Below are 12,116 nucleotides of genomic sequence, written 5' to 3'. Positions count from 1 at the left end.
ACTTCCGTTGACTCTGTTTCAAATCCCCAGCTAGATCACATGAAAAAGATTCATCCACACCCCTGGACGTCCGGCGTTTCGCGACCGAAGGCCCGATTCCACTGCGGTAAGCCAGATTCCGCTACCGCACAGTAACTCGAATCGAGCCCCAGATCTGCCATACCGAACAGAACCACCCAGAACCGACAACACACACCGACTGGTCGGTAACCAAACTGTTGCCAGCACTGCAGATTTCATAGTACGCGCGTCCCAACTGTCAGAATATGACGCGTCAAACGTAACGGCTGATTTCCGCCAGCAGTACCACTTCCCGACCGCTTGACTGGATTCAGCGATAAGCAAGCGCTCGGACGAACCGAGTTCCCGCGCCACCTCATCGCTCATGTAATCACAAGAACGAGAAGGGAATTCGAAGACGATGTCGACACGTTTCGCGGACAAGGTCGTGCTCATCACCGGGGCCAGCTCGGGTGTCGGCAAGGCGGTGGCCATGCGGGCGGCGACCGAGGGCGCGGCGGTCGTGCTCGGCGCTCGCGGTAAAGACGCGGGCGAGCAGGTCGCGGCCGATATCCGCGCGGCGGGTGGCCGGGCGATGTTTGTGCCGACCGATGTCACCGTCGAGGACGATCTGGCCCGCCTGACCCAGGCAGCACTCACCGAATACGGCCGGCTGGACGCGGCATTCAACAATGCGGGCGCCGTCAATGCCTTCGGCCCGATCGAGCAGATCGACGAGGCGGGGTGGCGCGCCGATGTCGAACTCAATCTGACCAGCGTGTTCTACGGTCTGCGCCACCAGGTTCCGGCGATTGTCGCCTCCGGCGGCGGCGCGATCCTCAACAACGCCTCGAACCTCGGCGTGGTCGGCATGGGTTCGGTGGCGCCGTATGTGGCGGCCAAACACGGCGTCGTCGGGCTGACCCGCGCGGTGGCGCTGGAGGCCGCTGAACAGGGTGTTCGGGTAAACGCGCTGGTCTCCGGCGCGGTCGACACGCCAGCTTTCCGCAACTCGATGGGTGCGACGCCCGAGGGTGAAGCGGCCATCGCCGCACTGCATCCGCTCGGCCGGATCAGCAAGCCGACGGAGATCGCCTCGTTCTGCGCCTACCTGCTGAGCGATGAGGCCAGCTTCATCACCGGTGCGGCGCTCGCGATCGACGGTGGGTTCACCGCCAAATAGTCGCCGATCGGCACCTCGACCCGGCATTCGCCCTCATCGCGTCGCCGTGCGCCGAGGTGCCGACCGTCGTCACGGACCCTACCGCGCACCCAACATGTCGGCAGGAGGCGAAAACCGTTACACAGCACGAATGAGACATGGGCGCGCTTGCGCCGCTCAGGCGCGAGCGAGCAGGCGCCGCACGATACCGGTTCGCACCGCGCTTCGGCGGGCCAGGACCGAGGGCCGACGACGGTGCACCAGGTGATCGAAATCCGCCGCGTTACCTGCCGGTTCACGTAACCGACCGGCGTTGAAATCATCGGCCAACTGCCGAATCGTCTCCTGCGCGCAGGATTTGTTGGTACCGATGAATCCGGTGGGACCACGCTTGATCCAGCCGGTGACATACGTTCCTGGCAGCACCGCACCACCGGACTGTTCCAGCACGCGGCCGTTCAGATTCGGGATCACGGCGGACTGCTCGTCGAATGGCAAGCCCGGCAGGGCAACACCGCGATAACCCACCGAGGTGAGCACCAGCCCGGTATCAAACCGCTCGGTCTCCCCCGTCGCCACCGCACGGACGCGACCATCCGGATCGGTGACAAGTTCGTTGCGGCTCAGCTCGATACCGGTCACCTCGTCGGCGCCCAGAATCGCGGTCGGCGCGGACAGATATCGGAACACGATCCGCTTGCGCGCACCGAGCGGCCGCTCGGCCCCGCCGGCCCTTTCGAGCGACCTGTAGCCAGTCGCTACGGTATGCAGCAACCGCAACTTCTGCTCGACCTGATACGGCAGTTCATCGGTCACCGGGGGCAGTTCACCCTCGATTGCCATATCGACATCCGCGCCGAGCAGCCCGACGAATTCCGGTACGGTGAAAGCGGATTCGGCCGGACCGCGCCGACCGAGCACTACCACTTCCTCGATCTTGCTCTCCCGCAGCGCCTTCAGCGCTTGGGGTGCGATATCGGTGCCCACCAACGCTTCCGGATCGCAAGCAAGAATGCGCGCCACATCGAGGGCCACATTGCCATTGCCGACGATGACGGCCCGGCGCTGCGACAGATCGAAGGTGCGCCCGGCATGATCCGGATGCCCGTTGTACCAGGCGACGAAGTCGGTGGCAGATACATTGCCCGCCAAATCTTCGCCGGGAATGCCGAGCTTACGATCCGAGGACGCACCGACCGCATAGATCACCGCATGGAAGTGCGTGAGCAGCTCCTGGTGCGAAATATGTTTGCCCACTTCGATATTCAGGTACGACTCGAAACCGGGCTGGGTCGAGATGATATCGAAGAGCTTGTTGACCTGCCGGGTCTTGGCATGGTCCGGCGCGACGCCGTACCTGGCGAGTCCATGGGGTACCGGAAGCCGGTCGAAGACCGTCACAGTGACATCGGGCTGGGTCAGCAGTTCATCGGCCGCGTACATGGCCGAGGGGCCGGACCCGACGATCGCCACCCGCAACGGCTGACGCTCGGTGTGGATCTCGGCCGCGGGCACCGGCTTCGCCAGCAGCGGCCGCGGCCGCGCCTGCCGATAGAAGTCGGCATTGATCTCGATGAACGGCTTCTGCTCGTCGGTCAGCTTCTTCGACGACGTGATGGCATCGACCGGGCACGCACTCGCACATGCGCCGCAGTCCACGCACGCCTGCGGGTCGACATACAGCATCTCCGCCGTCAGAAAGTCCGGTTCGTCGGGCGTGGGGTGGATGCAGTTGACCGGGCAGGCGTAGACGCAGGACGCGTCGCTACAGCAGGACTGCGTGACGACGTACGGCACGTCAGCCGGCCTTGGCCGTGCGCAACGGCTCGGAGCGGTAACGGGTGGTGTGGCCGTCGATCTTCAGCAGCTTCCAGACCGCCTTGCCGATGGGGTTCATCAGGCCGATGTCATTGGCCAGCGTGCGCACATCGCCGAAGAAGTCGCTGAACTCCTGCTTGGCCTGCTTCGAACCGTAGAACAGCTCCTTGCGCACCTCGTCCGGGATATCGAACTCCTTGAAGAACGACCGGGGCGGCGTGTAGATGGAGCGGCCGAGGATGAACATGACGATCGGCATGACGATCGAGAGCACCAACTTATTGGCCGCATTCTTATCGGGCACATGCTGCTTGAGGAATTCGTGCGCGAAGGAAATGTGGCGCGCCTCCTCGGCGACGTGAATCGCCATCACGCCGCGCATAATCGGATGCACGTCCTCACCCGAACGCAGGATCGCCTTCTGAATGTGGTCGATCGGCTCCTCACCCGCGAGCACGGCCATGAAGAACAGATTCGGGAAAAGAGCGGCCACCGGCGCGCCGATGTATTTGAACTTGCGCACCAGCGGGCCCATACCGGGAACGTCGATGCCGATCCGGTTGACCATCTCCTGGAACATCAGGGTGTGGTTGTGCTCCTCGATCATTTCGTGGGAGCAGTAACGGAATTCGGGCGAACCGTTGGGCAGGCCGAAGCTGTGTGTCACCATGCCGCTGATCAGGATGGATTCGAACTGCAGACCGACCTTGGCGACATTGGCTTGGCGGTACTTACCGATCGCGATCTTCCGATCCAGCGACAGCGCCTGGTACCAGGGGTGGCGACCGAGCGCATCGCCGGATACCGGGAGCACCCAGCGCTCTTCACCGGCATCGGCGGCAAAATCCGGATTGTCCCAGTCGATGTCCTCGAACGGGTCGAAGTGCTTGTTCACCGAACCTTCGGAGAGCAGCAGCAGCTTGGCGGCATACTCCTGCGCCTTCGCCAGATCGGAATCGACTGCGGGCGTCACGGCTGTAGACATCGTCGTCACTGCCTCTCCTCGTGGGACACATTTACTGTATCCCATAGTTACACCTACGAGGAGTCACGTCAACCTGGCAGACGATCGGCATCCCCGGCGACGGTGCGGGCGCCGCCGGGTCCGCCTTTACCGCAGCCCGAGTTGCGACAAGCCCGCGACCACCGTGTCGGCGGGCAGCGCCAGCGCGAGCGCCACTCCAGCGGCCGACATCCCCACAGCGATCGCCACCCGGGTCAAGCGGCGTCTGGTACGCCGTGAAAGTAAAAGGGCGCGCGTCGTCGCTCTGCGTGGTTTGCGCCGATGGTGATGTCCGGTCGCCTCCTCGTCCGCGGCGGCGGCGCGACGCGCCATGATGGCGGCACCGTCGGCGATCGTGCGTTCCGGATCCGGGGCCGTGATCACCGGGCGCGCCAGTTCACCGGCGAGCACCTGCGCCACCTCGACCGGCCGGGCCGCGCCGCCGACCACCAGCACGCAGTCGACATCGGCCATGGTCACATCCGCCATCCGCAGACAGCGATAGACCAGCTTCAGCGAGGATCGGATATGGATGGTGCGCAATTCGTCGGCGGTGACACCGGTGACCGCACCGGAGATGGAGGCGGGCACGGTCCCGTTCCCGGCCCGCGCGGCGACCAGCGCGCCGAAGGCCCGCCCGCCGAATTCCGTCGAACGCATCGGTACGCCGACAATCGGATTTCGCGGACAGCCCGCACCGACTCGCACCAGGGTGATATCGAGGCTTGCCCCACCTAGGTCATAGACAAGGGCTAGGCCCGGCATCAGCGGCCCGCGTTCGACCTCGAGCCAGGTGGCCGCCGCGACGGGTTCGGCGACCAGCGCGACATGAGCCAAACCGATCGCGTCCAGCGCCGCGCGCAACTCCCCCAACTGGCCTTCGGTGTAGCCCGCGGGATACGTCAGCGTGACCCCCGCACCAACCGCTCGACGATCACGACGCGCCTCGGTGATCAGACATTCCGTGACAACCGCGATCAGATCGGCCGCGGTGAGCGCGCGGTGCCCGACCCTGGCCTGCTTGGTCTTGCGTTGACTCAGATCGGCGAATTCGGTGATGGCGCGCCCGTGCCGCGGAATCATGCCGACCCTGGCCGTTCCGGTGCTGTCGAAGGTGAGGGTGGTGCGGCGGGTGACGGCGGGCGAGCGTTCGGCGGCGGAGCGGCGGCCGGGTGGAGCCTTGGCCGAACCCTCCTCCGCCAGAGCGGAAACCGTGTTCACCGTGCCTATGCTCAAACCGAGACCAACCGCCATCGCAATCCTCTGATCGCCGAGCCGATTTGCTTCGAACCTTGTTCACGCAACCACTCCGCGACCGGCCTGCCAACCACCGGACACGCGGTTGTCCGCATGCCGCCGCCACTGACACAGGTTGCATAGCGATGGCACCGATCCCGGTTCACCTGGTACGGGAGGCGACGCGCCGATGTCGCGGCCGGATCTTATTACGGCGCGCCGGAATTCAACGATGCCCTGTTGCCGTTTGCCAGCAGGCAGCCAGCTCGCCGTCCCAGCCTCCGATACATGTTCTTACATGCAAAAACAGTCACCAATCAGACCCCAATCGAGGTTGCTGAATACGCCGCAACAAGCCGATCCTGAGCTGTATCGAAACCGACCAGTCCGCCATCGGCCGGATGGGTCCGATCCGGCAACGAGTTCCGACTCCCCGCACCGGAATTCGCGAGCGATTCCAGTGCGGGAAATCAAAACCATTACACTCATTGGCAACTCATCAGCAACAGTCCAGCACCGCTTGGGCACTCGCCACCCGCCGCACCGGTCCCTGCCGTGGTCCGAGCAATCGCGACACCATCTGCGCGGCCAGCTCCTGCCACCGCGCGTACGCCGTCGGAAAGCCTGAGCGCTGCGCGGCCTGCGCCGCCTGCCACAGCGGCATCGCCTGGTAGTCAGGCGCGTGGACCAGCAGTGCGTCCAGGAATCGCTCGGTCGCGTAGCGCAGATCGGTGAGCTGCTGGGGCGTACCCCAGCCCGCGGACGGTCGCTGCTGGAACACCCCGAGCGAGTCGTGATCGGCCGCCTCGGTCAGATTGCGCAGCAGCGATTCCTGCAGTGCGGTGGCCAGCGCAACCACCGACGCATAGGCGGGCAGATCGCGACGCAAGACCACTTCGACAATCGTTCGCGCGTTATCCCATTGCTCCGGATTCGGCGTGAAATGCCGTTGCTCGCCCTCGATTCCGTGCGGTATCAACTGCGCCGGAGTGACACCGACATATGAGTTCGGGATCGGCTTCCCCACCGATTCCGGACCGATTGCGGCCACTTCGGGCGAGTCCGCGGGAATCTCGGTGATAACCGGGCCATCCGGTGCGCGCACGGCCGGCGTTCCGGGTGGCGGTGCGGCGACCGCCGGACCGGATTGGATTATCACCGCGACGCCGGCAGCGGCCAGCGCCAGAAATATCTGTCTTCGAATTGACATGGTGATCGATCAACTTCCCGCCGCCCGCATACGGGCCGCGTTCGACGACCATTGCGAATGCTCACATCGGATTACGTTCCGATAATTCACCGGAACCCACTAGCGGTTGTTTCGCATTCAGCACAATATGAGACGTGGAAACCGGAGTTCGGTTTCGACACGCCAGGAATGGCCACGGATTTCGCGCATGCGGAATCCGCGGCCATAAAGCGGAGTCGAATTCGCGGCGTGCGCGCCGGGCCCGGAGGCGGTAGCGGAGCGTAACCACCAAGGTCGCCGCGAATCGAATAGTGCCCTTATCCCGCAGGCAGTTCCGGAATACGGGTGGCGCGGGCGTAGACGGTTTCCCCGTCGCTGAGCTGCAGCGCCTCGGCGTCACCGCGGGTCACCTGGGCGGCGAACAGATCGCCGGTGGCCGCATTGCGCAACTCGACGCGCACCTCGAATCCGAGGTGCACAACGCGTTCCACGGTGGCGCGGGTGACACCCGCCGACTCCGCGGTGCCCTCGTCTTTGGCGAGCGCCATGCTGGCCTCGCGGCCGACGCGAATATCGTGCGGACGCACCAGATGTCCGTTGAGCCGGGCCACCGCACCGAGGAAGGACATCACGAATTCGTTTGCTGGCCGGTCGTAGACGTCCTCCGGGCTACCGATCTGTTCGATGCGGCCCTTGTTCATCACCGCGATCCGGTCGGCGACGTCGAGGGCCTCCTCCTGGTCGTGGGTGACCAGCACGGTGGTCACGTGGACCTCCTCGTGCAGCCGACGCAGCCAGGTGCGCAGATCGGCGCGCACCTTGGCGTCGAGCGCGCCGAACGGCTCGTCGAGCAGCAGCACCTGCGGGTCGACCGCGAGCGCGCGGGCCAGTGCCATGCGCTGGCGCTGGCCACCGGAGAGCTGGGCCGGGTAGCGGTGCTGGAAGCCGTCGAGGCCGACGATGCCGAGCAATTCATCGACGCGCTTGGCGATCTCGCCCTTGGGACGCTTGCGGATCTTGAGTCCGAAGGCGACGTTATCGCGCACGGTCATGTGCTTGAACGCGGCGTAGTGCTGGAATACGAAGCCGATATCGCGCTTCTGCGGCGGCACGTGCGTGACATCGTTGCCCGCGATGGTGACGATGCCGGCGTCCAGCGACTCCAAGCCCGCGATCGAGCGCAGCAGGGTCGACTTGCCCGAACCCGACGGGCCGAGCAGCGCGGTCAACTCCCCCGACGGGATCTCGATGCTGACATCGTTCAAGGCGGCGAAGGAACCGTAGTTTTTCTTCGCATTGGTCACGGTGATCACTTGGTGCCCCGCTTACGTTCGAGGAGGGTCATCAACAGGAGGACTACGAGGGCAAGGCCCATCAGCAGGGTCGCGGCGGAATACGCGCCGAAGGTGTTGTGGTCGTTGATGTATCGACCGTGTACGAGCAGGGTCAGCGTCTGCGATTTACCCGGCAGCGCGGAGGACACCATGATCACCGCGCCGAATTCGCCGAGCGCACGCGCGACGGTCAGCACGACACCGTAGGTCAGGCCCCAGCGAATCGCGGGCAGGGTGATCCGCCAGAACGTCTGCCAGCGGGACGCGCCGAGGGTGGCCGCGGCCTGTTCCTGATCGTCGCCGATCTCGTGCAGCACCGGCTCGACCTCGCGCACCACGAACGGCAGCGTGACGAAGATCGTCGCGATCACCATGCCGGGCAGATTGAAGATCACCTTGAAGCCGACGTCTTCGAGTCCGCCGAACCAGCCGTCCGCACCCCACAGCAGGATCAGCGCGACGCCGACCACAACCGGCGAGACGGCGAAGGGAAGATCCACGATGCCCTGCACCAGCGTGCGGCCCGGGAACTTGCCACGCACCAGAGCGAGCGCGGTGACGATCCCGAAGATGACATTCACCGGAACCACGATCGCCACGATCAGGATCGACAGTTGGAATGCCGAGATCGCCGCGGGCGTGGAGATCGAGTCGATGAACGCGCCGATCCCCTTCTCGAAGGTGCGCCACAGAATGATGATCAGCGGCAGCACCAGCAGGATGAACAGGTAGCCGAGCGCAACCACGCGCAGCGAAATACGAGTCGGCCAGGACAGATTCATCGCGCCTCCTCCTCCTTGCGCGCCGTGCGCTCGGCCCACAGCCGCAGCACAAGCAGCGTCGCGAACGAGATGACCAGCAGTGCGACCGACACCGCCGCCGCATTCACCGGCCGATCGATCTCGATCTGCTTCTGGATGTACTGCGAGGCCATCTCGGTCTTGCGCGGGATAGCGCCGCCGATCAGCACCACCGAACCGTATTCGCCGATGGCGCGGGCGAAGGCGAGGCCGCCGCCGCTGATGATGGCGGGCGCGAGGATCGGCAATACGATGCGGCGGAAGGTGGTCCAGTTGTCCGCGCCGAGGGACAGTGCGGCCTGCTCGACCTCCCGGTCCGCCTCGATGAGCACCGGCTGCACCGAGCGGACCACGAACGGCAGCGTGACGAAGGCCAGTGCCACCACGAGGCCGGGCTGGGTGGCGTTGAGGTGGATATCGATCGGACTCTGCGGCCCGTAGAGCGACAGCAGCACGATGCTCGCGACGATCGTCGGTAGCGCGAACGGAAGGTCGATGAGCGCGTTGACGATGCTCTTGCCCGGGAACTCGTCGCGGACCAGCACCCAGGCGATCAGCGTGCCCATCACCACATTGATGACCGCCACCACCACGGAGACGAGCACCGTGATGCGCAGCGAGTCGATGGCCGCGGGTGCGGTAATCGCATCCCAGAACCCGGACCAGCCGTCATCGAATGAGGTGACGGTCAGCGCGGCCAGCGGTAGCAGCACGATGATGCTGAGCCAGAGCACCGCGGTGGCGATGCCGAGCGGACCCACCGAACCGGTTACCCGCAGCCACGACCAGTTCCGGCCTGCGGCCTTGGGTGTGGCGTCTTCGGAGCCGCCGGGAGCGGGCGCATGCCCGATCCCGGCGCTGCTGCTGTCAGTCACGATCGTCCAGTTCCTGCTTCGATTTGCGGTGTGCGCGGGGCCCTTCGTGGTTACGCGAGCTGCTTCCTCCGGGCCCGTCGCACACACCGCGGGGTGTTTCGGATCACCGAATTACTTGGTGGCCTTGTCGTAGATGACCGCGACGGAGCCGGTGTTCGCGGTGAACAGGTCCTTGTCGACGGTCTTCCAGCCACCGAGATCGGCGATGGTCCACAGCTTCTGCGGAGTCGGGAAGTCCTTGGCGTAGTCGGCGGCCACCTTCGGGTCGACCGGGCGGAATCCCGCCGACGCCCAAGCCTTTTGGCCCTCGGTGGTGAACAGGAAGTCGCGGAAGGCGTTCGCCGTGTCCAGATGCTTGCTGTTCTTCAGTACCGCGACCGGGTTCTCGATCTTGAAGGTGGTCGGCGGCACGATGTGCTCGATCGGATCGCCATTGCGCTCGGAGAAGATCGCCTCGTTCTCGTAGCTCAGCAGCACGTCACCGGTGCCCTGCAGGAAGGTCTCGGTGGCCTCACGGCCCGACTTCGGCTGCACCTGCACATGCTCCTTGGAGATGAGCTGGCTCAGGTAATCCAGACCCGCCTGCGGGTTCTTGCCGCCGTCGCTCTTGGCCGCGTACGGCGCGAGCAGATTCCACTTGGCCGAACCCGAGCTGAACGGGTTCGGGGTGACGACCTGGACGCCTGGCTTCAGCAGATCGTCCCAGTCCTTGATGCCCTTCGGATTGCCCTTGCGCACCACGATCGCAACGACCGAGCCGAACGGAATTCCCTTGGTAGCGTCGGCATTCCAACTCGGGTCGACCAGACCGGCGTCGACCAGGCGGGTGATATCGGGCTCGACGGAGAAGTTGACGATATCGGCCTCGGCGCCGTCCTTGACCTTGCGGGACTGATCGCCCGACGCGCCGTAGGAGCCGTTGATCTGGACGCCCTTGCCCTTATCGGTCTTGTTGAATTCCGGGGCGACCTTGTCGAAACCGGGCTTCGGGACGGCGTAGGCGTAGAGGTTGAGGGTGCCGCCGCTGCCGTCGGGCCCGCCTCCGCCCACGGTGTCGCTCGCTCCACCACCACACGCGGTGAGCACGACGGCGGCGACGGCCGTTAGCGCGGCGATCACCGGGCGACGGTGCGATCGGGAGGATCCGAGGAGCAAGGACCTGGGTGACATGGGTGGAACCTTTCCTATGCGCTCCGCCACGACATGGACTAGTTGTCGCGGCGGTAGAACTGCGGCGCGACTTGTCGACCGAAGGTCGGGGTACGGACACTGCTGCGAAAAGTTTGCGCGCCAGTCTAGAGAAAGATGGGTGCGCAGCAGCGCCCGGCGCCGATCAGCGACAGAGAATGTCCGCGACCGCGAGATTGCCGACAGCGATCAACGCCAGTTCATGGCGGACCTGCGGGACGGCATTCGAAGACACGGGCAGACTGTAGCAGAGGAAACGTCACCAGTTCGAATCAACGCTAGCTATCCGCTTGCAGGCGGCAAAAACCGACAAAGTTCCTGGAAGAGGGGGGTTTCATCCCATGACTACCAGCCCGGACCGCGTACGCACCCGGTTCCCCGATATCAGCACTCGGGCATGGGAGCATCCCGCCGACCGCACCGCATTGGTGACGCTGCGCTCGCTCGCCGGGTTCGACACCGTTTTACGAACCTTGTCCGGATTGCTGCAAGAACGCCAGCACCGGCTGCTGTACCTCGCGACCGCGGTCCGGGTTGACGAACGCCAGTTCCGTTCGCTGCACCAATTGCGCCAGGACTGTGTGGAGGTACTGGACGCGCGCACCACACCCGAGATGTTCGTGCTGCAGAGCCCGCATGTGAACGCCTTCACGATCGGCATGGACCAGCCGTTCATCGTGCTGACGACCGGGCTGATCGATCTGATGGATACCGAGGAGCTGCGCTTCATCGTCGGTCACGAACTCGGACACGCGCTGTCCGGGCACGCGGTGTACCGCACCATGCTCATGCATCTGCTGCGCATTTCGGCCAATCTGGGCTGGGTGCCGGTGGGTGGCTGGGCACTGCGCGCGATCGTTGCCGCGCTGATGGAGTGGAGCCGCAAGTCCGAATTGTCCGGCGACCGGGCCGGGCTGCTGTGTGGTCAGGATGTCGAGGCGTCGGTGCGGGTGCATATGAAGACCGCGGGCGGCACCTGGATCAAGGAGATGAACCATGGCGCGTTCCTGCAGCAGGCCGATGACTACGAGCGCTCCGGCGATCTGCGCGACGGCGTACTGAAGCTGCTCAATCTGGAACTGCAGAGCCATCCGTTCTCGGTGCTGCGAGCCGCGGAGCTGCGCCGCTGGATCCAATCCGGCGAATACAACCGCATGCTCGGCGGCGACTACCCACGCCGCGAACACGATAAGGCCACCAAGATCAGCGATGAGATAAAGGAGGCCGCCCGCACCTACCGGCAGAACTTCGACCAGTCCGAGGACCCGCTGATCCGCACCGTGCGCAATCTCGGCCGCGATGTCGGGTCCGCGGTGGGCACGGTCGGTCACGAGGTCGGCGAAACCGTCTCCAGGATCGGAAAACGGTTCAACGACTGGCGCGTCGGGGGCGACCGGGAATCCGACGAATAACAACCGAGGATGCAACGAAAGGATGCCGACTAGGCGTGAACACTACGGAGTAGCACGCCTTCTCGAGGTCGCAGGCCGTTCCCGCGCGCCTGAAGGGAG

The 12,116-nt window shown here is 64.8% G+C and carries 11 protein-coding genes; 2 read left to right on the top strand and 9 right to left on the bottom strand.

Going from position 1 to position 12,116, the window contains the following annotated elements:
* The first annotated feature begins 421 nt into the window (after positions 1 to 421).
* Positions 422 to 1,183, top strand: coding sequence for a glucose 1-dehydrogenase (locus OIE68_RS41460; protein WP_327096336.1), 762 nt, complete (start codon positions 422 to 424; stop codon positions 1,181 to 1,183).
* Positions 1,184 to 1,339: 156 nt separating this feature from the next.
* Here OIE68_RS41460 and OIE68_RS41455 read toward each other — a convergent pair whose 3' ends face one another.
* From OIE68_RS41455 to OIE68_RS41415, 9 genes are all read right to left on the bottom strand, one after another.
* Complete coding sequence (locus OIE68_RS41455) at positions 1,340 to 2,959, bottom strand: FAD-dependent oxidoreductase (protein ID WP_327096335.1); 1,620 nt, start codon at positions 2,957 to 2,959, stop codon at positions 1,340 to 1,342.
* A gap of 1 nt (position 2,960) precedes the next feature.
* Positions 2,961 to 3,965: a diiron oxygenase gene (locus tag OIE68_RS41450; RefSeq protein ID WP_327102005.1), complete on the bottom strand. Its 1,005-nt coding sequence runs from the start codon at positions 3,963 to 3,965 to the stop codon at positions 2,961 to 2,963.
* Between the two features lie 126 nt (positions 3,966 to 4,091).
* Positions 4,092 to 5,204 (bottom strand): Hsp70 family protein, encoded by a 1,113-nt coding sequence (locus OIE68_RS41445; RefSeq protein ID WP_327096334.1) that lies wholly within the window; start codon positions 5,202 to 5,204, stop codon positions 4,092 to 4,094.
* Positions 5,205 to 5,718: 514 nt separating this feature from the next.
* A complete protein-coding gene (locus OIE68_RS41440) occupies positions 5,719 to 6,429 on the bottom strand; it encodes a hypothetical protein (RefSeq protein ID WP_327096333.1) in 711 nt (236 codons plus the stop codon).
* 296 nt (positions 6,430 to 6,725) lie between these two features.
* Positions 6,726 to 7,721, bottom strand: a complete 996-nt coding sequence (locus tag OIE68_RS41435) for a sulfate ABC transporter ATP-binding protein (RefSeq protein WP_327096332.1) — start codon at positions 7,719 to 7,721, stop codon at positions 6,726 to 6,728.
* Complete coding sequence (cysW, locus tag OIE68_RS41430; RefSeq protein ID WP_327096331.1) at positions 7,718 to 8,524, bottom strand: sulfate ABC transporter permease subunit CysW; 807 nt, start codon at positions 8,522 to 8,524, stop codon at positions 7,718 to 7,720. Before cysW ends, OIE68_RS41435 begins: the two co-directional genes overlap by 4 nt.
* A complete protein-coding gene (cysT, locus tag OIE68_RS41425; protein WP_327102004.1) occupies positions 8,521 to 9,321 on the bottom strand; it encodes a sulfate ABC transporter permease subunit CysT in 801 nt (266 codons plus the stop codon). The genes cysW and cysT overlap by 4 nt, the downstream gene beginning before the upstream one ends.
* A 207-nt stretch (positions 9,322 to 9,528) precedes the next feature.
* Positions 9,529 to 10,587, bottom strand: coding sequence for a sulfate ABC transporter substrate-binding protein (locus OIE68_RS41420; protein ID WP_327096330.1), 1,059 nt, complete (start codon positions 10,585 to 10,587; stop codon positions 9,529 to 9,531).
* 163 nt (positions 10,588 to 10,750) lie between these two features.
* On the bottom strand, positions 10,751 to 10,840 hold the full coding sequence (locus OIE68_RS41415; RefSeq protein ID WP_324188356.1) for an Ms4533A family Cys-rich leader peptide: 90 nt from the start codon (positions 10,838 to 10,840) through the stop codon (positions 10,751 to 10,753).
* 106 nt (positions 10,841 to 10,946) lie between these two features.
* Between OIE68_RS41415 and OIE68_RS41410 the strand changes: the two genes are divergently transcribed.
* Positions 10,947 to 12,017 carry a M48 family metallopeptidase gene (locus OIE68_RS41410; protein ID WP_327096329.1) on the top strand — a complete coding sequence of 357 codons (1,071 nt, stop codon included), beginning with the start codon at positions 10,947 to 10,949 and terminating at the stop codon, positions 12,015 to 12,017.
* Positions 12,018 to 12,116 lie beyond the last annotated feature (99 nt).

It is taken from the genome of Nocardia vinacea, from assembly GCF_035920345.1.
Lineage (GTDB): Bacteria > Actinomycetota > Actinomycetes > Mycobacteriales > Mycobacteriaceae > Nocardia > Nocardia vinacea_A.
Note: the sequence above shows the minus strand (reverse complement) of the source record. Positions and strands in the feature narration are given on the sequence as shown.

Bases quoted from the DNA above. Each gene is read 5' to 3' on its own strand.
- OIE68_RS41460 (WP_327096336.1), top strand. From the start codon at position 422: ATGTCGACACGTTTCGCGGACAAGGTCGTGCTCATCACCGGGGCCAGC.
- OIE68_RS41440 (WP_327096333.1), bottom strand. From the start codon at position 6,429: ATGTCAATTCGAAGACAGATATTTCTGGCGCTGGCCGCTGCCGGCGTC.
- OIE68_RS41420 (WP_327096330.1), bottom strand. From the start codon at position 10,587: ATGTCACCCAGGTCCTTGCTCCTCGGATCCTCCCGATCGCACCGTCGC.
- OIE68_RS41410 (WP_327096329.1), top strand. From the start codon at position 10,947: ATGACTACCAGCCCGGACCGCGTACGCACCCGGTTCCCCGATATCAGC.
- cysW (WP_327096331.1), bottom strand. From the start codon at position 8,524: ATGAATCTGTCCTGGCCGACTCGTATTTCGCTGCGCGTGGTTGCGCTC.
- OIE68_RS41450 (WP_327102005.1), bottom strand. From the start codon at position 3,965: ATGTCTACAGCCGTGACGCCCGCAGTCGATTCCGATCTGGCGAAGGCG.